Below are 20,336 nucleotides of genomic sequence, written 5' to 3'. Positions count from 1 at the left end.
TATTATCGTGCATCCGCGCCAGGGACGAAATCGGCCGCCTCCCGCGGAAACGCGGCGTCGATCACGGCGGTGTCCAGTCGTAGCCGTCGACGGCCCAGCCGATGGTGATCCAGCCGATCTGGCCGGCGATCGAGACGAGCACCAGCGCGCTCCGGAACAGGGGCGAGCGCGGCACTGCGAGCGCTCCGACCAGCGGGAACATCGGGCCCAGCAGGCGGAACGTGCTCGACTGCGGGAAGAAGAAGGCGAAGAGGTAGACGCCGTAGCCCGCGATCCACGCGCGGCTGAAGAGGTCCAGCCGCCGCGTCCACGGCGACGCCAGGATGCCGACGAACAGCAGCACGAGGACGACGACCAGCGCGATGCCGACCATCGGCGCGCCGAACCACCAGCCGCCCCACCACGCGCCGCCCTGGAACCAGGAGGTGAAGGGGAACAGCTCCTGGTAGCCGATGTAGGAGGCTCGCCAGGCCAGCTCGGTGTCGGTGTAGGCCGTCGGCGAGCCGGTGACCGCCCACGCCACCGCGGGCCAGAGGAAGCCGACCACGAGGCCCCACACCGTCAGCGCGACGGCGGGGACGGCGTCGGCCCGCGGGAACGGCTCCTTCGCGCGCCGGACGAACCGGTAGACGACGTAGAGGCCCATCGCCGCGGCGAAGGCCAGCCCGCTCGGGCGCGTCAGCCCGAGCGCGAGCACGACCGGGAAGACCCAGGCGTACCGGCGCCGGACGAGCAGCAGCAGCACGATCGCGGTCAGCATCATCGCCATCGACTCGGCGTAGGCGATCTGCAGCATCGGCGAGGTCGGCGCGACGCAGAAGAACAGCACGGCGACGAGGGACTGCGACTCGCTCAGCGAGTGCCGCATCAGCCGGTAGAGCACCAGGCAGGTGACGGCCGCGCAGATCACCGAGACGGCGACACCGGCGGTGGCCCAGCCGAGGCCGGTCAGCACCATCAGCAGGCGCACGACGACCGGGTAGAGCGGCATGAACGCCCACGCGTTCTCGCCGATCTCACCCGCGTCGGTCACGGGCAGCTCGGTCGGATAGCCGGCGGTCGCGATGATCTCGTACCAGCGGCCGTCCCACATCGTCGCGAAGTCGACGTAGGCCGGCGACGGGCCGGTCCACGAGTTCGCCTGCTGGTTCGCGGCGAACTGCAGCATGATCACGGTCGTCACGATGCGGGTGAGGACGAAGACCGCGAGGACGCGCGCCCACCAGGGGACGAGGCGCAGCTGCGCGCGGCGGCGGACCGGGAGCCCGGTGAGGACGGCGCTCACGCGGAGCCGCGCAGCCAGCGGCGGAGGCCCTCGGTGCAGGCGGTGATCTCGTGCACGGCGACGTGCTCGTCGTCGGCGTGCGCCTTGAGCGGGTCGCCGGGGCCGTAGTTGACGGCGGGGATGCCCATCGCCGAGAAGCGGGCGACGTCGGTCCAGCCGTACTTGGGCTTCGCCTCGGCGCCGACCGCGGCGATGAAGGCCTGCGCGAGCGGCGCGTCGAGCCCGGGGCGCGCGCCCTCGGCCAGATCGACGACATCGACCTCGAAGCCCTCGAACAGCTCGCGGAGGTGGGCGACCGCCTCGTCGCCGCTGCGGTTCGGTGCGAAGCGGTAGTTGACGTGCACCGTGCAGAGGTCGGGGATCACATTGCCCGCCACTCCCCCGCTGATGCGCACCGCGTTGACGCCCTCGCGGTAGACGAGGCCCTCGACCTCGACCTCGCGCGGCTGGTAGGCGGCGAGGCGGTCCAGGATCGGGGCGGCGGCGTGGATCGCGTTCTCGCCGACCCAGCTCCGGGCGGAGTGCGCGCGGCGGCCGTGCGTCGTCACGTCGACGCGGAGGGTGCCGTTGCAGCCGCCCTCGACCTCGCCCCGCGTCGGCTCGCCGAGCACGGCGAAATCGGCGGCGAAGACGTCCGGGCGGTGGCGGGAGAGGCGGCCGAGGCCGTTGAGGTCGGAGGCGACCTCCTCGTTGTCATACCAGATCCAGGTGATGTCGACGACCGGATCGGTCAGCTCGGCGGCGAGGACCAGCTGAACAGCGACGCCGGCCTTCATGTCGGTGGTGCCGCGGCCGACGAGGTGCTCGACGTCGTCGATCGTCTCGGCGCGCACCGGGAGGTTGTCGTTGATCGGGACCGTGTCGAGGTGGCCGGCGATGACGACGCGCTGCTCGCGCCCGAGGTTCGTCCGGGCGACCACGGTGTGGCCGTCGCGGAGCACCTCGAGGTGCGGGTACTGCTCGAGGGCGAGCTGCACCGCATCGGCCAGCGCCAGCTCATCGCCGGAGACGGAGGGGATGTCGCAGAGCACGCGGGTCAGCGCGATCGGATCGGAGCCCAGATCGAGGGCCGCGACGGGCGCCGGGGCGGAGGTCGGTACGGCCATGCGCCCCAGGGTACCGGCCGGATCGTGCGCGCTACCCTGGGCGACATGAGCCTCCAGAACACCGCTGACTCCGCCGTGCCCGCGCCCGCCTCCGCCTGGGGCTACGGGCTGGCGACGATCGCCTCGGACGGCACCGTCCTTGACACCTGGTTCCCGGAGCCGCGGCTGGGCACGATCCCCGCGGGCCGCGACCCGTGGATCGTGCCGGCGGAGTTCGAGGCCCTCGCCGGTGAGGACCCGCGGCGCGAGGTGCGGATCGACGTGGTGACGCTGCAGATCGACCTGCAGAGCGCGCCGGCGTCGACGTCGGACGCGTACCTCCGGCTGCACCTGCTCTCGCACCTGCTCGTCCAGCCGAACACCGTGAACCTCGACGGGATCTTCGCGCACCTGCCGAACGTCGTGTGGACGAACGCCGGGCCGGTCGCGCCGGACTCGTTCACCCGGCTGCGTCCGTCGCTGCGGCGCCACGGGATCCAGGCCGCAGGGATCGACAAGTTCCCGCGGCTGACGGACTACGTCACGCCGGCGAAGGTGCGCATCGCGGACACGTCGCGGGTGCGCCTGGGCGCGCACCTCGCTCCCGGGACGACCGTCATGCACGAGGGGTTCGTCAACTTCAACGCCGGGACGCTCGGCAGCTCGATGGTCGAGGGCCGCATCTCACAGGGCGTCGTCGTCGGCGACGGCTCGGACGTCGGCGGCGGCGCCTCGATCATGGGGACGCTCTCCGGCGGTGGCGTGCAGCGCGTGTCGATCGGCGCGCGGGCGCTGCTCGGCGCGAACTCGGGCATCGGCATCTCGATCGGCGACGACACCGTCGTCGAGGCCGGGCTCTACGTCACGGCGGGGACGAAGGTCGTCGTGGTGGGCGGCGCCCCGCGTGTCGACGGGCGTCCGCAGACGGTCAAGGCCGTCGAGCTGTCGGGAGTGCCGAACCTGCTCTTCCGCCGCAACTCGCTCACGGGCGCGGTCGAGGTGCTCCCCCGCACCGGAGCCGGCATCAAGCTGAACACGGCCCTGCACGCCTGACGCGGGGGCGAGGCACCTGCTCGTCGAGTAGCCGCGGAACGCGGCATATGGAGACCCACCCCTCTGCAGACATCGGGTCTCGATACGCCCGCTGCGCGGGCTACTCGACCAGCAGGGCGAAACATGCTGGTCGAGTAGCCGCGGCACGCGGCGTATCGAGACCCACCCGCCGACGGGCTCCTCGGCCCGGGTCAGCGGCCGGTGGGCCAGTGGCGCTCGGGGGCTCCCGTGTAGAGCTGCTGGGGGCGGCCGATCTTGGTCTGCTTGTCGGTGTTCATCTCGCGCCAGTGCGCGATCCAGCCGGGCAGGCGGCCGATGGCGAAGAGGACGGTGAACATCCGGGTCGGGAAGCCCATCGCCTTATAGATGACGCCGGTGTAGAAGTCGACGTTCGGGTAGAGGCGGCGCTCCTTGAAGTAGTCGTCCTCCAGGGCGAGGGCCTCGAGCTCCATCGCGATGTCGAGCAGCGGGTCCTTGACGCCGAGCGCCTGCAGCACCTCGGACGCGCTCTCCTTGACGAGCTTCGCGCGCGGGTCGTAGTTCTTGTACACCCGGTGGCCGAAGCCCATCAGGCGGACGCCCTCCTCCTTGTTCTTCACCCGCTCGACGAAGGTCTGGACGCTCTCGCCGGACTCGCGGATGCGGCCGAGCATCGTCAGCACGGCCTCGTTCGCGCCGCCGTGCAGCGGGCCGAACAGGGCGTTGATGCCGGCCGAGACCGACGCGTAGAGGTTCGCCTCGGTCGAGCCGACCAGGCGGACGGTGGAGGTCGACGCGTTCTGCTCGTGGTCCTCGTGCAGGATCAGCAGGCGATCGAGCGCCTTCGAGAGCACCGGATCCACCTCGAACGGCTCGGCCATGGTGCCGAAGTTCAGGCGGAGGAAGTTGTCGACGAAGCTCAGCGAGTTGTCCGGGTAGAGGAACGCCTGGCCGATCGCCTTCTTGTGCGCGTACGCCGCCATCACCGGCAGCTTCGCGAGCAGGCGAATGGTGGTCAGCTCGACCGCCTCCGGGTCCTTCGGGTTCGAGCTGTCCTCGTAGTAGGTCGACAGCGCCGAGACACCGGCCGAGAGGACCGACATCGGGTGCGCGCTGTGCGGCAGCGCGTCGAAGAAGCGCTTGAGGTCCTCGTGCAGCAGCGTGTGCCGGCGGATGCGGTCGTCGAAGCCGGCGAGCTCGTCCGCGGTGGGCAGCTCGCCGTAGATCAGCAGCCAGGCCACCTCGAGGTACGTCGCGTTCGTCGCGACCTCCTCGATCGGGTAGCCGCGGTAGCGCAGGATCCCCTCGTCGCCGTCGATGTAGGTGATTCTCGACTTGGTGGCGGCCGTGTTGACGAAGCCGTAGTCGAGCGACATCAGACCGGTCTGCTTCGACAGGGTCGAGAAGTCGATGCTCGAGGAGCCGTCGACGCTGCGCAGGACCGGGAACTCCGCGGTGCGATCACCGAACGTGAGCGTCACCTTCTCGGGCAGGACCTCGGCCGCGGCCGGCGCACTCTCCGTGGCGGGCTCGGGTGTCTCCACCGTCGCGGTTCCGTCGCTCTGCGTGCCGGATTCGGTCACAACGCCTCCCAGGTCATCGGTCGCACCCGGGTGCGCTCGCGCGGAGCGGGCGGCGCCGGGGGCTGGAACTGTCCGGAACCAGGGCCGTTTGTGGCGACGCTGACCGAACCCCATACAGCCTATGGGCAAAGCGGCGGCACTGTGACACCGCCCAGTGCTCGCCCCCGTCCGTTGTGGGGATCCTTCAGGATCGCGGTGAGCCGAGGGTCAGAGACCGCCCGCCAGCCGCTCGGCGGCGGCCGCGATCCGCCCGTCGGTGGCCGTCAGCGAGAGGCGGACGTGCTCGGTGAAGTGGTCGCCGTAGAAGACGCCGGGGCCGGCGAGGATCCCCAGGCGCGCGAGCCGGTCGATCGATTCCCAGGCGGGTCGCCCCTCGGTCGCCCAGAGGTAGAGGCCGGCCTCGCTGCGGTCGACGCGGAAGCCCGCGGCTTCGAGCGCCGGGCGCAGGAGGTCGCGACGGGAGCGGTAGCGCTCCTTCTGCTCCGCCACGTGGCCGTCGTCGGCGAGCGCGACGACCATCGCCTCCTGCAGCGGGGCGGGGACGATCATCCCGGCGTGCTTGCGGACGGTGACGAGCCGACCGATCAGCTCGCGGTCGCCCGCGACGAAGGCGGCGCGGTAGCCGGCCAGGTTGGACTGCTTGCTGAGGGAGTAGACGCCGAGCACGCCGCGGCGGTCCTCGCCCGCCACTCGGGGGTCGAGGATGCTCGGGATCGGCTCGTCGGCCCAGCGGCCGTCCCAGCCGAGCTCGGCGTAGCACTCGTCGCCCGCGACGACGGCGCCCAGCTCGCGCGCGCGCTCGACCGCGCGCCTCAGCGCGTCGACGTCGAGCACGGCGCCGTCGGGGTTGCCGGGCGAGTTCAGCCAGACCAGGCGCGTCTCGGCCGGCCACTCGTCGGGGTCGTCGGAGGCGAGCACCGAGGCTCCGGCGATGGCGGCGCCCATGGCGTAGGTCGGGTAGGCGGCGCGCGGGTGGACGACGACGTCGCCCTCGCCGAGACCGAGCAGGAACGGCAGCCAGGCGACGAGCTCCTTCGAGCCGATCGTCGGCAGCACCTCGTCGAGGCCGAGCCCCGGGACGCCCCGGCGCCGGGCGTACCAGGCGGCGATCGCCTCGCGCAGGGCGGGAGTGCCGACCGTGGTCGGGTAGGCGTGCGCGTCGGTCGCCCGAGCGAGTGCCTCGCGGATCGGCTCGGGCGTCGGGTCGACCGGCGAGCCGATCGAGAGGTCGACGAGGCCGCCGGGGTGCGTGGAGGCGACCCGGGTGGCGGGACCCATCAGGTCCCAGGGGTAGTCCGGCAGCGGTCCGAGTGCCACGGACGCGCGCTCAGTGGCTCTGCGGCGGGAGGACGGCGATGACCGGGTGGTCCTTCGCGATCACTCCGACCTTCGCGGCGCCGCCGGGCGAGCCGATCTCGTCGAAGAACTCGACGTTGGCCTTGTAGTAGTCGGACCACTCCTCGGGGAGGTCGTCCTCGTAGTAGATGGCCTCGACGGGGCACACCGGCTCGCACGCCCCGCAGTCGACGCACTCGTCGGGGTGGATGTAGAGCGAGCGCTCGCCTTCGTAGATGCAGTCGACCGGGCATTCGTCGATGCAGGCGCGGTCTTTGACATCGACGCACGGAAGTGCGATCACGTAGGTCACGGTCGTGGACGTCCCTTCGAACAGTGTTCTCTATCGTACGGGGAGCGGCGGGGCGGTGCTGTCGGCCGCCGGTTCCGCCGGAGCGGGGCGGGACGGCGGGCGGACCCGCGGCCAGGCGATCACCACGAGGGCGATCAGCGCGGGGGCGAAGGTCCACACCACGCCGAGGCCGTTGGCCGGCACGAGGACCGAGCCGCCGGTGCTGCGCAGCGCCAGCAGCCCGATCGCGCCGAGCAGGCCCATCGCGGTGCAGAAGGCGACGAAGCGGTCCACCATCGCGAGACGGAGTCCGAGCAGCAGGAGCAGCACGGCGGCCAGCGACACGGCGAGGCCGACCGGGAGCTCCGCGTCGCCGACGGTCACGGTGCTCTGGTGCGCGACGGTCGTGATCGCGCCGACCACCGCGCCGGTCAGCACCGAGAGCAGGCCCGAGACGATGCGGGTGCCGAGATCGGGCCGCTCCTCGGCGACCGGCTCCGGCGGCCTCGGCGCACCCTCGGGGCGGAAGCGCTCGAGGCGGCCGATCGGGAACGGCGGGCCGCTCGAGAGCCGCAGCTCGTCGCCGTCGACGACGAGCTGCGTGCGGTGCGCCTCGAGCGCCGCGCGCTTGCGGGCGTAATCGGTGTCGTCGAGCTCGATCGCGACGTCGCCGGGCTGCTCGGGGACGGCGTCGGGCAGGACGGCCAGGTAGCGCAGTCCGAGCCGCTCGGCGGCCGTCGAGGCGATCAGGGCGGCGCGGATGTGGTCGGGATGGCCGTAGCCCCCGCCGACGTCGTAGGAGAGCACGAGGGTCGCGCCGGTCTGCAGGAGGACGGCGACGAGGTCGGCGATCGCCTCCTCCTCCGGCGCGGAGGTGAAGGAGCGGGGATCGACAGGCTCGAGCGGGACGGGCACGCGACCCGGGCCCCACTGCATGCCGGAGTCGCGGTAGACCCGCGGGGCGAGGCCTGCGGCACGGGCGGCCGGGTCGCCGAGGAAGCGGTGATCGGCCACGCCGAGGGCGGTCAGGGCGACGACCAGCTCGGTGGTGCGGTGCGCGGCGAGCTCGTCCGAGCCCTCGAGGTGCGCGAGATCGGCCGGGATGACCTCGCCGCACTCGCCGCGCGTCGCGGTGACGACGGTGACCGCGGCGCCGTCCGCGACGAGTCGCGCGAGGGTCCCGCCCATCGTGATGGTCTCGTCGTCGGGATGGGCGTGCACCGCCACGACCCGCTCGCCTGCGCCGTCTCGACTCGCGTCCACTCTCCGCCTCTCGTCCGTCCTGTGCTCTCGTTCCGCCGCGGGGCCCCGCTCGAAGCGCGTCCGACCGGCCGCTCGGCGCCGCACATCGCGCGCCCGGCGTCCTGTGTGGACACGCGACCGGATGGCCACTACAGTCGTCCACGGGTTAGGCAAGGCTTACCTGAGGATGCGGCCCGGGGGTGGGCTTCGCACCGTCCTCCCGTGCAGACGACGAAGAGAACACACGTGCTCGCAAACTACCTCATCGGCCTCCGTGAAGGCCTCGAAGCCGGGCTCGTCGTCGGCATCCTCGTCGCCTACCTGACCAAGCTGCAGCGGCGCGACGTGCTCCCCCGGCTCTGGACGGGCATCGCCGCCGCGGTCGTCCTCTCGCTCGTCACCGGCGCGATCCTCACCTGGGGCCCCTACGGGCTCAGCTTCACCGCGCAGGAGCTCCTCGGCGGCGGCCTCTCGCTGCTCGCCGTCGGCCTCGTCACCTGGATGATCTTCTGGATGGGCGCCAACGCCCGCAGCCTCAAGGGCGAGCTCGAGTCCAAGCTGGACGCGGCCGTCAGCGGCTCCGCCCTCGGGATCGTCGTGCTCGGCTTCGTCAGCGTCGGCCGCGAGGGGATCGAAACCGCCCTGTTCGTCTGGGCGAGCGTCTCCTCGAGCAGCGCCTCCTCCGCCTCCAACGCCTGGGTCGGCACGATCGGCGCCTTCCTCGGCATCCTCAGCGCGGTCGTCGCCTCCTACCTGATCTTCCGCGGCTTCGTCCGGATCGACCTCGGCCGCTTCTTCACCTGGACCGGCGGCTTCCTCATCGTCGTCGCGGCCGGCGTGCTGCTCTACGGCGTCGGCGACCTGCAGGAGGCGGCGCTGCTGCCCGGGTGGGGCACTCCGCTGTTCGACCTCGGCCCGATCCTGCCGGCCACGGTCGCCGCGGTCCTCGGCGGACTCTTCAACTACACGCCCGAGCCGACGGCCCTGCAGTTCTCCGCCTGGCTGCTCTACCTCGTGGTCGTCGGGTCCCTCTTCGTCCGCCAGGTCCGCTCCCGCCGGCCGCGACGAGGCAGCGCGGCCCCGGTCGCCGCACCCGTCGCCACCTCCGTCTGATCCCGCCCCGGCACCGCCGGAACGACCTCCCACCACCAGGAGAACCATGCCCCCGCGCACTCGACCCCGCCTCCCCCGCGTCGCCACCGGCCTCGCCGGCGCCGGCGCTCTCGCCCTGCTCCTCACCGGCTGCGTGCCGAACACCCCGGCCGCCTCCTCCGCCGCGGCCCTCGACGTCGCGATCGACGACGGCGCCTGCGCGGTGTCGGCCGCGACCGCCGAGGCGGGTGCGGTGACCTTCGCGCTCGAGAACACCGGATCGGACGTCAACGAGTTCGAGATCCTCGCCGAGGACAAGCTGCGCATCGTGGGCGAGAAGGAGAACGTCACTCCCGGTCAGAGCGTCTCCTACGTCGCCCAGCTCGAGCCCGGCACCTACTACACGGCCTGCAAGTTCCAGCAGGTCGGCGCTCCCGTCGGTCTCGCCGAGTTCACCGTGACCGGCGAGGCGACCGAGCAGTCGGCCGACGAGCAGGCCGCGACCGAGGCCGCCGTCACCAACTACGTCTCCTACGTGCAGTCGCAGTCCGGCGAGCTGCTGCCCGCCGTGACGGCCTTCGCCGAGGCGTACGCGGCGGGCGACGACGAGAAGGCGCGCAGCCTCTTCGCCGCGACCCGCGTCTTCTACGAGCGCATCGAGCCGACCGCCGAGGCCTTCGGCGACCTCGACCCGAAGATCGACTACCGTGAGGTCGACGCCGTCGCCGAGGGCCTGGACTGGACCGGCTTCCACCGCATCGAGAAGGACCTCTGGGTCCCCGCCGCCGACGCGCTGAACTCCGACGGGACGAGCGCCTGGCTCGACTGGGCGCCCTCCACTCCCGAGCAGCGGACGGCCTTCGCCGACGGGCTCGTCTCCGACGTGCAGGACCTCTACGACCTCGTCGCCGCGCCCGACTTCACCGTCTCGGTCGGCGACATCTCGAACGGCGCGATCGGCCTGCTCGACGAGGTCGCCGCCGGCAAGATCACCGGCGAGGAGGACTGGTGGTCGGGCACCGACCTGACCGACTTCGCCGCGAACGTGCAGGGCGCGGAGGTGGCCTTCGGCAACGTCGAGCCCATCGCGACCGCCACCGGTGACGACGGCGCCGCGCTCACCGCCGAGATCGGCCAGCGCTTCGCCGAGCTCGACGCGATGCTCGCCCAGTACGGCTCGCTCGACTCCGGCTTCGTCGCCTACTCGAGCGTCACCGCCGAGCAGAAGAAGGAGCTCTCCGATCAGGTGAACGCCCTGTCCGAGCCGCTCTCGCAGCTCACCCACACGGTGCTCGGCGTCGAGGAGCCCGCGGAGTAGTGGAGCCCGAGCAGAACGCCACCGGCCCCGCCGACGAGTCGGGCCGACCCGCCGAGCAGCCCCGCCGCCTCTCGCGGCGCGGGCTGCTCGGCCTCGTCTCGGCCGGGACCGCGGGCCTCGCGGCGGGGATCGGCGGGACCGTCGCCGTCACCTCGGCGACCAGCGCGAGCGCCTCCTCCGCCGCGACGCGCGTCGTGCCGTTCCACGGCGCGAACCAGGCCGGCATCACCACGGCCGCGCAGGACCGGCTGCACTTCGCGGCGTTCGACCTGGCCTCCACGGCGACCCGCGACGACCTGATCGAGCTGCTGCAGGACTGGACCCTCGCGGCCGCCCGTCTCACCCGGGGCCTCGACGTCAGCGAGGAGGGCGCCGTCGGCGGCCCGGACACGGCGCCGCCGGACGACACCGGCGAGGCGCTCGGCCTCGACGCGTCCTCGCTCACGCTGACCTTCGGCTTCGGACCGACACTCTTCACCGACGAGTCGGGCACCGACCGCTTCGGCCTCGCCGACCGCCGGCCGGCCGAGCTCGCGGCGCTCCCGCGCTTCCGCGGCGACGCGCTGGTGCCGACCGCGGGCGGCGGCGACCTCTGCATCCAGGCCTGCGCCGACGATCCGCAGGTCGCGGTGCACGCGATCCGCAACCTCAGCCGCATCGCCTTCGGTCGCGCCTCGCTGCGCTGGTCGCAGCTCGGCTTCGGCCGCACCTCCTCCACCTCCACCGCGCAGGCGACTCCGCGGAACCTCTTCGGCTTCAAGGACGGCACCGCCAACATCAAGTCCGAGGAGCCGGACGCCGTGCAGGAGCACGTCTGGGTGCAGGACGCGGACGGCCCGGCCTGGCTCGCGGGCGGCAGCTACCTCGTCGCGCGCAAGATCCGGATGATCATCGAGACCTGGGACCGCAGCCAGCTCGGCGAGCAGGAGCGCGTGATCGGCCGGAGCAAGGGCTCCGGCGCCCCGCTCTCGGGCGGCGGCGAGTTCACGGAGCCCGACTTCGAGGCGGCGGGGGCGACCGGCGTGCCGCTGGTGGACAAGGAGTCGCACGTGCGGCTCGCGCACCCGACCGTGAACAACGGCGTCCGGCTGCTGCGCCGCGGCTACAACTTCGTCGACGGGAACGACGAGCTCGGGCGGCTGAACGCGGGGCTGTTCTTCCTCTCGTTCCAGCGGTCGCCGGAGCAGTTCATCACCGTGCAGAGGAACCTCGCGACCGATGCGCTCAACGAGTACATAAAGCACGTGGGTTCGGCGGTCTTCGCCGTCCCGCCGGGCGTCCGCGACGAGAGCGACTACGTGGGGTCGGGGCTCTTCGCCTGAGCCGTCCGCTTTCCTGAGGGAATCTCCATGCCGGCACAGGTCGTCGGCGGCTGCCTCTCCGAGTGCGGCAAGGTCGGCTCCCTAGCGTCGACGACGATGTCCGGGAACAGTGCGAAGAACCAGCCGACCAAGCGCGAGCGCCAGGAGCTCGCCCGCCTCGAGGCGAAGGAGCGGCGCGAGCAGGAGCGGCGCCGGAAGCGGCGGAATCGGGTGCTCGGGCAGAGCGGAGCGGCCGTCGGAGTGCTCGCCGTCGTGGCGCTCGTCGCGTGGAACGTCTGGTCGCAGCAGGAGATCGCCAGCACCGGTCCGGCGAACATGCTGAGCGACGGGATCGTGCTCGCGGGGGCGGAGTCGGCGGTCACTCCGGTGACGACCGCCCCCCTCGAGGCGGGAGAGGAGCCGGTGCCGACCGACGAGGCCGCCGCGCGCGCGGGCGGCGTCGTCACCGTCGACCTCTACGTGGACTACCTCTGCCCGTACTGCGGGCAGTTCGAGACCGCCAACATGGCGAACCTGCAGTCGTGGCTGACGCAGGGGGCGATCACACTCGAGATCCATCCGGTCGCGATCCTCGACTCCTCCTCGGCGGGGTCGGAGTACTCGAGCCGGGCGGCGAACGCCGCGGCCTGCGTGGCGGACGAGGATCCGGACCGCTTCCTCGCCGTGCACGAGGCGCTGTTCGCGAAGCAGCCGGCCGAGGGGACGACGGGGCTGAGCGACGACGAGCTGCGAACGCTGGTGACCGGGGCGGGCGTGACGGACGACGACGTGCTGGCCTGCATCACGGGTGGTGAGTTCCGGCCGTGGGTCGCGGCGGCCACGAAGCGGGCGACGAGCGGGACCCTGGCGAACTCCTCGGTCGCGAAGCTGAGCTCGACGCCGACCGTGCTCGTCAACGGCGAGCAGTACACGGGGAAGCCGGACGACGCGGACGCGTTCGTCGCCTTCATCACGGCCACGCTCGAGGCGGAGGGCGCGACTCCGACGCCGACGCCTGCGGGCTGACGGCCGGGTCTCGATACGCCGCTGCGCGGCTACTCGACCAGCATGGGAGAAGGACCGCGAGCGGGCGCCCGCTCGTGCCGCTGGCGAGCGCCGACCTGCGCTGAAGGCGAGGGCCGCCGACATGCTGGTCGAGTAGCCCTCGCAGAGGGCGTATCGAGACCCGGCGGAACGACGAACGACCGGCGGAGCGGGGCTCCGGCCGGTCGTTCGTCGTGGCGGGCGCCTCGGGGGCGCCCGGGGATCAGGCCTGCTTCTTGAGGCGGCTGGTCGCGCGGGCGCGGGCGTTCGCGTCCAGCTCGACCTTGCGGATGCGGACGATCTCGGGGGTGACCTCGACGCACTCGTCCTCGCGGGCGAACTCGAGGCACTCCTCGAGCGTCAGCTGGCGCGAGGGCGTCATCGACTCGAACGTGTCGGAGGTGGACTGACGCATGTTGGTCAGCTTCTTCTCCTTGGTGATGTTCACGTCCATGTCGTCGTTGCGCGAGTTCTCGCCGATGACCATGCCCTCGTAGACCTCCTCGGTGGGGTTCACGAAGAAGGTCATCCGCTCCTGGAGCGCGATGATCGCGAACGGCGTCACGACGCCGGTGCGGTCGGCGACGATCGAGCCGTTGTTGCGGGTGACGATGGCGCCGGCCCACGGCTCGTAGCCGTGCAGGATCGCGTTCGCGATGCCGGTGCCGCGGGTCGTGGTGAGGAACTCGGTGCGGAAGCCGATCAGGCCGCGCGAGGGGACGATGAACTCCATGCGGACCCAGCCGGTGCCGTGGTTCGCCATGTTCTCCATGCGGCCCTTGCGAGCGGCGAGGAGCTGCGTGATCGCGCCGAGGTACTCCTCCGGAGCGTCGATGGTGAGGTGCTCGAAGGGCTCGTGCACCTTGCCGTCGACCTGGCGGGTGACCACCTGGGGCTTGCCGACCGTGAGCTCGAAGCCCTCGCGGCGCATCTGCTCGACGAGGATGGCCAGCGCGAGCTCGCCGCGGCCCTGGACCTCCCACGAGTCGGGGCGGCCGATGTCGAGGACCTTGAGCGACACGTTTCCGATGAGCTCGCGGTCGAGGCGGTCCTTGACCATGCGCGCCGTGAGCTTGTGGCCCTTGACCTTGCCGACCAGCGGCGAGGTGTTGGTGCCGATGGTCATCGAGATCGCCGGGTCGTCGACCGTGATGGCCGGCAGCGGGCGGATGTCCTCCGGGTCGGCGATGGTCTCGCCGATGGTGATCTCGGGGAAGCCCGCGATCGCGACGATGTCGCCGGGGCCGGCGGTCTCGGCCGGGTAGCGGTCGAGCGCCTTGGTGATCAGCAGCTCGGTGATGCGCGCGTTGGTGTGCGAGCCGTCGTGGTGGACCCAGGCGACGGTCTGGCCCTTCTTGATCGTGCCGTTGAAGACGCGGAGGAGGGCGAGGCGGCCGAGGAACGGCGACGCGTCGAGGTTGGTGACGTGGGCCTGGAGGGGCGCCTCGTCGTCGAAGGTCGGCGCCGGGATGTGCTTGAGGATCGCCTCGAACAGCGGCTCGAGGTCCTCGGCGTCGGGCAGCGTGCCGTCCTCCGGCTTGTTCGCGGAGGCGCGGCCGGCCTTGCCGGACGCGTAGACGACGGGCACGTCGAGGATGGCGTCGAGGTCGAGGTCGGGGACGTCGTCCGCCATGTCGGAGGCGAGGCCGAGGAGGAGGTCCTGGCTCTCGGCGACGACCTCGTCGATGCGGGCATCGGGGCGGTCGGTCTTGTTGACCAGCAGGATGACGGGGAGCTTCGCCTCGAGCGCCTTGCGGAGCACGAAGCGGGTCTGCGGGAGGGGGCCCTCCGACGCGTCGACGAGGAGGCAGACGCCGTCGACCATCGACAGGCCGCGCTCGACCTCGCCGCCGAAGTCGGCGTGGCCGGGGGTGTCGATCACGTTGATGGTGATGGGGCCGTCGACCGCGTGCTTGCCGCTGTAGGACACAGCGGTGTTCTTCGCGAGGATCGTGATGCCCTTCTCGCGCTCGAGCTCGTTCGAGTCCATCGCGCGCTCGTCCACGTGGGCGTGCGCGTCGAAGGAGTTCGTCTGCTTGAGCATGGCGTCCACCAGGGTGGTCTTGCCATGGTCGACGTGGGCGACGATCGCGACGTTGCGCAGGTCGGAGCGGGTGGCACTTGCCATGTGAACGGACTCGTCTCGTGTTCTCGTGCAGTAAGGGGGACCCTCCATCGTACCGCAGGCTCGCGCCGAGACGGCGGAGGGCCCCGTTCCGGGCCGGCGACCCGGTGAACATCCGGTGTCGCCGGGGCCGGAACGGGGCCCTCGCGGAGTGGATCCGGCGGACTAGACCGCGAACTCGATCCCGGCGCCGGGGATGGCGGCGAGCAGCTCGCGGGTGTACTCCTGCTGCGGCGACTCGAACACGGTGTCAGTCGACGCGTGCTCGACGATCCTGCCCTTCTGCATCACGCAGACGTCGTCGGCGATCACGCGGACCACGGCGAGGTCGTGCGTGATGAACAGGTAGGTGAGCCCGAGCTCGGCCTGCAGGTCGGCCAGGAGGCGGAGGATCTGCGCCTGGACGAGCACGTCCAGAGCCGACACCGCCTCGTCGAGCACCACGATCTCGGGCTTGAGCGCGAGCGCGCGGGCGATCGCCACGCGCTGGCGCTGGCCGCCGGAGAGCTCGTTCGGGTAGCGGCTCGCGATGACCCGCGGGAGGGACACCTGGTCGAGCAGCTCGAGCACGCGCTCGCGCTGCGAGGTGCGGTCGCCGACCTTGTGCACCCGCAGCGGCTCGGAGATGGTGTTGCCGATGTTGTGCAGCGGGTCGAGCGAGCCGTACGGGTCCTGGAACACCGGCTGCATCGAGCGCCGCAGCGCCAGCATCTCCTTGCCGCGGAGCTTCTCGGTGCGACGGCCGTCGATCGAGATCGCGCCGGACGTCGCCGTCTCGAGGCCGAGCACGAGGCGGGCGATCGTCGACTTGCCCGAGCCCGACTCCCCCACGAGCGCCGTGGTGGTGCCCTTGGGGATCGAGAACGACACGTCGTCGACCGCCGTGAAGTCCTCGGCCTTCAGCCCGCCGCGGCGGATCTTGAAGACCTTGGTGAGCCCGTCGAGCTCGATCATCGGCCGCGCGGTGGTGGTCGCCGCGCCGTGGTGGGCGCCGGCCGCGCCGACCAGGTCGACCTCGCGGACGGCGTCGGACTCGCCGGGCACCGCCTCGGTCGCCTTGCCGGCGGTCGACTGGATGCGGCGCGAGGCGAGGCTCGGCGCCGCGGCGATCAGGCGCTGCGTGTAGGGGTGCTGCGGGTTCTGCAGCACCTCCACCGAGGCGCCCGACTCCACGATCCGGCCCTTGTACATCACGATGAGCTTCTCGGCGCGCTCGGCGGCGAGGCCCAGGTCGTGCGTGATGAAGAGCAGTGCGGTGCCGTCGGTCCTCGTCAGGGTCTCGAGGTGGTCGAGGATGCGCCGCTGCACGGTCACATCGAGCGCCGAGGTGGGCTCGTCCGCGATCAGCAGCTGCGGCGATGCGGCCAGGCCGATGCCGATCAGCACCCGCTGGCGCATGCCGCCGGAGAACTGGTGCGGGAACTGCTTGAGCCGCTTCTCGGCGTCCGCGAGCCCGGCGTTCTGCAGGACCTCGATCGCCTTGGCGCGGACCTCCTTGCGGCCGGAGGCGAGGCCGTTGGCCTTGATCGTCTCCTCGACCTGGAAGCCGACCGACCAGACCGGGTTGAGGTTGGACATCGGGTCCTGCGGCACGTAGCCGATCCGGCGGCCGCGGATGTCCTCGAGCTCGGTCCTGGTCGCCTTGGCCAGGTCCTTGCCGTCGAACAGCACGGAGCCGCCGGTGACCGTGCCGGTGCCGGGGAGCAGGCCGATGATCGCCGCGGCGGTCGTCGACTTGCCGGAGCCGGACTCGCCGACGATCGCGACGGTCTGGCCGTGCTCGATCGTCAGGCTGACGCCGCGGAGTGCGGGGACCAGTCCGCTGCCGGTCTGGAAGCCGACCTCGAGGTCGGTGACCTGGAGCAGCGGCCCCTGCGGGGTGCTCGGTGTCGTGGACGTCATCGGAGGGCCCTCGCCTTCGGGTCGAGCGCGTCGCGGAGCGACTCGCCCAGGAGGATGAAGCTCAGCACCGTCACCGTCAGCGCGATCGACGGGTAGATCAGCGTCTGCGGGTTGGTGCGCAGGTCGCGCTGCGCCTGGCTGATGTCGTTGCCCCAGGACATCACCGAGCCGGGCAGGCCGACGCCGAGGAACGACAGCGTCGCCTCCGCGGTGATGGCCGCGCCGAGCGAGATGGTCGTGACGACGATGACGGGGGCGATCGAGTTCGGCAGCACGTGCCGGAAGAGGATCGCCATCTTGGACAGGCCCGTCGCGGTGGCGGCGCCGACGAAGTCGGACTGCTTGACGCGGAGGACCTCGGAGCGCAGAACGCGCGCCGTCGTGGGCCAGGCGAACGCTCCGATCGCCAGGGCGATGACGAAGACGTTCCGGTAGGCCGAGAAGACCGACATGATGACGACCGCGGCGAGGATGTAGGGGATCGAGAAGAAGATGTCGCCGAGGCGCATGATCACGGTGTCGACCCAGCCGCCGAAGAAGCCGGCCAGCGCGCCGCCGATGACGCCGGAGACGGTCGTGATGACGATCACGATCAGGCCGACGGTCAGCGACGTGGACGTGCCGTGGATGATGCGCGAGAAGACGTCGCAGCCCTGCTTGGTGTAGCCGAGCAGGCTGCCGCCACCCGGGCCCTGGTTGCTGAACGAGAGCGCGCACTGCCGCGGGTCCACCGAGGTGAACAGGCCGGGGAGCAGGGCGACCGCGATGATCACGACGATCATCACGCCGGAGATCCAGAACATCGGGCGCTTGCGCAGGTCGCGCCAGGCGTCGGTCCAGAGGTTGCTGGGCTTCTCGTCGAGGCTGACCGCGTCGACGGACGCGATCGGCGTCTCCTCGAGCGGGGCGACGAAGTGGTCGATGCGGCGGGCCTTCTGCGCGCCGCCGGAGAACTCATTTGGCATAGCGGATCCTCGGGTCGAGTACGGCGTAGAGCAGGTCGACGAGGATGTTCACCACGAGGTAGAACAGCACCATGACCGTGACGAAGGAGACGACGGTCGGTCGCTCCCCTCGGATGATCGCCTGGTAGAGCGTGTTCCCGACGCCGGGAACGTTGAAGATGCCCTCGGTCACGGTGGCACCGACGATCAGGAGGCCGAAGTCGGCTCCGAACTGCGTGGTGACCGGGATCAGCGAGTTGCGCAGGACGTGCACCGGGATGACGCGACGACGCGAGAGTCCCTTGCTGTACGCGGTGCGCACGAAGTCCGAGCCGGCGGTCTCGATGACCGAGCCGCGGGTCAGGCGGATCGCCGAGGCGACCACGAACAGCGCGAGCACGATCGCCGGGAGCAGGAGCCTCTGGAACGACGCGTCGGCACCGACCGTCGGAGGGAACCAGCCCAGCTGGATCGCGAAGAACGACTGCGCGATGAAGCAGAGCACGAAGATCGGCACCGAGACGAGCAGGAGGCTGACGACCAGGGCGCTCGCGTCGAAGAAGCTGCCCTTGCGCAGTCCGCTGATGAGGCCGATGGTCAGCGCCACGACGATCTCGATGATGATGGCCATCATCGCGAGGGTCAGGGTGACCGGGAAGGTGCGGGCGAGGATCTCGTTGACCGACTGGCCCGAGAACGAGATGCCGAAGTCGCCGCGGACGACGCCTCCCAGGTAGTACAGGTACTGGACGATGAACGGCTCGTTCAGGTGGTACTGCTCCTCGAGGCGGGCGAGGAGCGCGGGGCTCGGCGTCTTGTCGCCGAAGAGCGACAGGAGCGGGTTCCCCGGCATGGAGAAGACCATGAAGTAGATGAGGAACGTGGTGCCGATGAGCACGGGGACGGCTTGCAGGATGCGTCGGACGATGTAGGCGAGCATGTCAGCCCAGCCGGTTCCGGAGTCGCATGGATGGGGACCTCATTCGATTGTGACCGAAACAGGGCGCTCCGCCCGTGCCGTGACCTGGTGGCCGGCGGCACGGGCGAAGCGCCCCAGTGGTTCGAGCTTAGTTCTTGGTGATCTCGTAGTAGAGCGGCACCGAGTTCCAGCCGAACTCGACGTTCGACACGCCCTCGCCGTAGCCGCCGGTCACGTTCGCGTACCAGAGCGGCAGTGCCGGGAGGTCGGTGAGGAGGGTCTCCTGCGCCTGCTGGAACGTGGTGTTCGCAGCGTCGGTGTCGGCGTCGGAGAGACCCGAGGCGACGAGAGCGTCGAACTCGGGGTTCGTGTAGTCGCCGTCGTTCGACGAGGCGCCGGTCACGTAGAGCGGTCCGAGGAAGTTGTAGAGGCTCGGGTAGTCGGCCTGCCAACCGGTGCGGAACGCCGTCTCGATCGAGCGGTCGACGATCTTCGTGCGCGCCTCGGCGAAGGTCGGGTAGGCGTCGCCCTCGGCCTCGATGCCCAGCGTGTTCTTGATCGAGTTGGTCACCGCGTCGACCCAGCCCTGGTGGCCGCCGTCCGCGTTGTAGGCGATCTTGAAGGTGCCGTCCCAGGGGCTGATCGCGTCGGCCTGAGCCCACAGCGCCTTGGCCTCGTCGGGGTTGTACTCGAGCACGTCGGCGCCCTCGAGGGAGTCGCTGTAGCCGTCGATCACCGGGGAGGTGAAGTCGGAGGCGGGGGTGCGGGTGCCCTCGAAGATCACGTCGGTGATCTCCTTGCGGTCGAAGGCCATCGAGATGGCCTGACGGCGCAGCTGGCCCTCCTCACCGCCGAAGTGCGCGAGGCGCTCCGGGATGGTGAAGGACTGGAAGATCGCGGCGGGCTGGTTCACGGCGCGGTCGCCGAGGTCGCTCTCGAAGGTGCCGAAGGCGGAGTCCGGGATCTGGTCGACCACGTCGACGTTGCCGCCGAGGAGGTCGGCGTAGGACGCGTCCTGGGTGGCGTAGAAGACGATCTTCAGGCCGCCGTTCTGCGCCTCGCGGGGACCGGAGTAGTCCTCGTTCTTGACCAGGTCGATCTGGACGTCGTGCTGCCACGCGTCGTCGCCGGCCAGCTTGTACGGGCCGTTGCCGATCGGGTTCTCGCCGAACGCGGCCATGTCGTCGAACGCGACGGCGGGCAGCGGGTAGTACGCCGAGTAGCCGAGGCTGATCGGGAAGTCCGACTGCGGGGACTTGAGCGCCACGGTGAAGGTGGTGTCGTCCACGGCCTTGAGGCCGGTGAGCTCGCTGTCCTCAGTGTCGCTGTAGCCCTCGAAGTTCGCGAAGAACGACGAGCTGAGCTGGTTGTTCGAGAGCTTCGCGCCGTAGTTCCAGGCGTCGATGAAGGAGCTCGAGGTCACCGGGTCGCCGTTCGTGAACGTCAGGCCGTCCTTGATGGTGATGGTGTAATTCTGCGCGTCGTCCGACTCGATCGACTCGGCGACGTCGTTGTTCGGCGCCCCCTCGGCGTCGTAGTAGACCAGGCCCGCGAAGATCTCGTCGAGGATCTTGCCGCCGCCCACCTCGTTGGTGTTGGTCGGGACCAGCGGGTTCTGCGGCTCCGAGCCGTTGGTGGAGATGATCGCGGCGGTGTCACCGCTCGCGTCTCCGCCGCCCGAGTCGTTCGAGCTGCTGCAGCCGGCCAGGACCAGCGTGCTCGCGGCGACGAGCGCCAGAGCTCCGAGGCCGTAACGTCTGATTTTCACAATTCCTCCAGTGGTGTGGGGGCGCGCGAGAAGTGGTTTCCCTGACGCGTGGAGTGCCGTGCGCGTGGC

16 protein-coding genes are annotated in these 20,336 nt (G+C 70.9%); 5 read left to right on the top strand and 11 right to left on the bottom strand.

What is annotated here, in order from left to right; all coding sequences use genetic code 11:
- Positions 1 to 61: 61 nt before the first annotated feature.
- Together MT350_RS04315 and dapE are read right to left on the bottom strand one after the other, a co-directional pair.
- On the bottom strand, positions 62 to 1,285 hold the full coding sequence (locus MT350_RS04315; protein WP_243615440.1) for a hypothetical protein: 1,224 nt from the start codon (positions 1,283 to 1,285) through the stop codon (positions 62 to 64).
- Positions 1,282 to 2,391, bottom strand: coding sequence for a succinyl-diaminopimelate desuccinylase (gene dapE, locus MT350_RS04310; protein WP_243615439.1), 1,110 nt, complete (start codon positions 2,389 to 2,391; stop codon positions 1,282 to 1,284). Before dapE ends, MT350_RS04315 begins: the two co-directional genes overlap by 4 nt.
- Before the next feature lie 45 nt (positions 2,392 to 2,436).
- On the opposite strand from dapE, the gene dapD reads away from it, so the two are divergent.
- Entirely contained in the window at positions 2,437 to 3,423 is a 987-nt protein-coding gene (gene dapD / locus MT350_RS04305) for a 2,3,4,5-tetrahydropyridine-2,6-dicarboxylate N-succinyltransferase (protein WP_243615438.1), read from the top strand.
- 191 nt (positions 3,424 to 3,614) lie between these two features.
- Here the strand turns inward: dapD and MT350_RS04300 are convergent, their stop codons facing one another.
- From MT350_RS04300 to MT350_RS04285, 4 genes are all read right to left on the bottom strand, one after another.
- Positions 3,615 to 4,895, bottom strand: a complete 1,281-nt coding sequence (locus MT350_RS04300) for a citrate synthase (protein WP_243615636.1) — start codon at positions 4,893 to 4,895, stop codon at positions 3,615 to 3,617.
- Positions 4,896 to 5,192: 297 nt separating this feature from the next.
- Positions 5,193 to 6,302 (bottom strand): succinyldiaminopimelate transaminase, encoded by a 1,110-nt coding sequence (gene dapC / locus MT350_RS04295; protein WP_308197461.1) that lies wholly within the window; start codon positions 6,300 to 6,302, stop codon positions 5,193 to 5,195.
- Between the two features lie 10 nt (positions 6,303 to 6,312).
- Positions 6,313 to 6,633: a ferredoxin gene (gene fdxA, locus MT350_RS04290; RefSeq protein WP_085475430.1), complete on the bottom strand. Its 321-nt coding sequence runs from the start codon at positions 6,631 to 6,633 to the stop codon at positions 6,313 to 6,315.
- Positions 6,634 to 6,663: 30 nt separating this feature from the next.
- Positions 6,664 to 7,875: a PIG-L family deacetylase gene (locus MT350_RS04285; RefSeq protein WP_243615437.1), complete on the bottom strand. Its 1,212-nt coding sequence runs from the start codon at positions 7,873 to 7,875 to the stop codon at positions 6,664 to 6,666.
- Positions 7,876 to 8,100: 225 nt separating this feature from the next.
- On the opposite strand from MT350_RS04285, the gene efeU reads away from it, so the two are divergent.
- Genes efeU through MT350_RS04265 form a run of 4 tightly spaced genes read left to right on the top strand, consistent with a single transcriptional unit; the run spans position 8,101 to position 12,591 of the window.
- Positions 8,101 to 8,967, top strand: coding sequence for an iron uptake transporter permease EfeU (gene efeU, locus MT350_RS04280; RefSeq protein WP_123445452.1), 867 nt, complete (start codon positions 8,101 to 8,103; stop codon positions 8,965 to 8,967).
- A 46-nt stretch (positions 8,968 to 9,013) separates the two neighbouring features.
- Positions 9,014 to 10,264, top strand: a complete 1,251-nt coding sequence (gene efeO, locus MT350_RS04275) for an iron uptake system protein EfeO (protein ID WP_243615436.1) — start codon at positions 9,014 to 9,016, stop codon at positions 10,262 to 10,264.
- The gene (gene efeB / locus MT350_RS04270; protein ID WP_243615435.1) at positions 10,264 to 11,586 is read left to right on the top strand and encodes an iron uptake transporter deferrochelatase/peroxidase subunit; all 1,323 of its coding nucleotides are present in this window, start codon (positions 10,264 to 10,266) and stop codon (positions 11,584 to 11,586) included. Before efeO ends, efeB begins: the two co-directional genes overlap by 1 nt.
- Before the next feature lie 27 nt (positions 11,587 to 11,613).
- On the top strand, positions 11,614 to 12,591 hold the full coding sequence (locus MT350_RS04265) for a thioredoxin domain-containing protein (protein WP_243615434.1): 978 nt from the start codon (positions 11,614 to 11,616) through the stop codon (positions 12,589 to 12,591).
- Positions 12,592 to 12,832: 241 nt separating this feature from the next.
- On the opposite strand, the gene typA is transcribed toward MT350_RS04265, so the two are convergent.
- The 5 genes from typA to MT350_RS04240 form a co-directional block, all read right to left on the bottom strand.
- Positions 12,833 to 14,737, bottom strand: coding sequence for a translational GTPase TypA (typA, locus tag MT350_RS04260; protein WP_123445448.1), 1,905 nt, complete (start codon positions 14,735 to 14,737; stop codon positions 12,833 to 12,835).
- A 162-nt stretch (positions 14,738 to 14,899) separates the two neighbouring features.
- Complete coding sequence (locus MT350_RS04255) at positions 14,900 to 16,636, bottom strand: ABC transporter ATP-binding protein (RefSeq protein WP_243615433.1); 1,737 nt, start codon at positions 16,634 to 16,636, stop codon at positions 14,900 to 14,902.
- Entirely contained in the window at positions 16,633 to 17,601 is a 969-nt protein-coding gene (locus MT350_RS04250) for an ABC transporter permease (RefSeq protein WP_123445446.1), read from the bottom strand. The genes MT350_RS04255 and MT350_RS04250 overlap by 4 nt, the downstream gene beginning before the upstream one ends.
- Complete coding sequence (locus MT350_RS04245; RefSeq protein WP_123445445.1) at positions 17,591 to 18,520, bottom strand: ABC transporter permease; 930 nt, start codon at positions 18,518 to 18,520, stop codon at positions 17,591 to 17,593. Before MT350_RS04245 ends, MT350_RS04250 begins: the two co-directional genes overlap by 11 nt.
- A gap of 127 nt (positions 18,521 to 18,647) precedes the next feature.
- Positions 18,648 to 20,267, bottom strand: a complete 1,620-nt coding sequence (locus MT350_RS04240; RefSeq protein ID WP_123735315.1) for an ABC transporter substrate-binding protein — start codon at positions 20,265 to 20,267, stop codon at positions 18,648 to 18,650.
- Positions 20,268 to 20,336 lie beyond the last annotated feature (69 nt).

This window comes from Rathayibacter sp. VKM Ac-2928, assembly GCF_022815545.1.
GTDB lineage: Bacteria > Actinomycetota > Actinomycetes > Actinomycetales > Microbacteriaceae > Rathayibacter > Rathayibacter festucae.
This window is presented reverse-complemented; position numbering and strand designations above follow the sequence as displayed.

Excerpts from the sequence above, each read along its gene's own strand:
- MT350_RS04245 (WP_123445445.1), bottom strand. The coding sequence starts at position 18,520 with ATGCTCGCCTACATCGTCCGACGCATCCTGCAAGCCGTCCCCGTGCTC.
- efeO (WP_243615436.1), top strand. The coding sequence starts at position 9,014 with ATGCCCCCGCGCACTCGACCCCGCCTCCCCCGCGTCGCCACCGGCCTC.
- dapE (WP_243615439.1), bottom strand. The coding sequence starts at position 2,391 with ATGGCCGTACCGACCTCCGCCCCGGCGCCCGTCGCGGCCCTCGATCTG.
- MT350_RS04250 (WP_123445446.1), bottom strand. The coding sequence starts at position 17,601 with ATGCCAAATGAGTTCTCCGGCGGCGCGCAGAAGGCCCGCCGCATCGAC.
- MT350_RS04265 (WP_243615434.1), top strand. The coding sequence starts at position 11,614 with ATGCCGGCACAGGTCGTCGGCGGCTGCCTCTCCGAGTGCGGCAAGGTC.
- MT350_RS04255 (WP_243615433.1), bottom strand. The coding sequence starts at position 16,636 with ATGACGTCCACGACACCGAGCACCCCGCAGGGGCCGCTGCTCCAGGTC.
- typA (WP_123445448.1), bottom strand. The coding sequence starts at position 14,737 with ATGGCAAGTGCCACCCGCTCCGACCTGCGCAACGTCGCGATCGTCGCC.
- dapD (WP_243615438.1), top strand. The coding sequence starts at position 2,437 with ATGAGCCTCCAGAACACCGCTGACTCCGCCGTGCCCGCGCCCGCCTCC.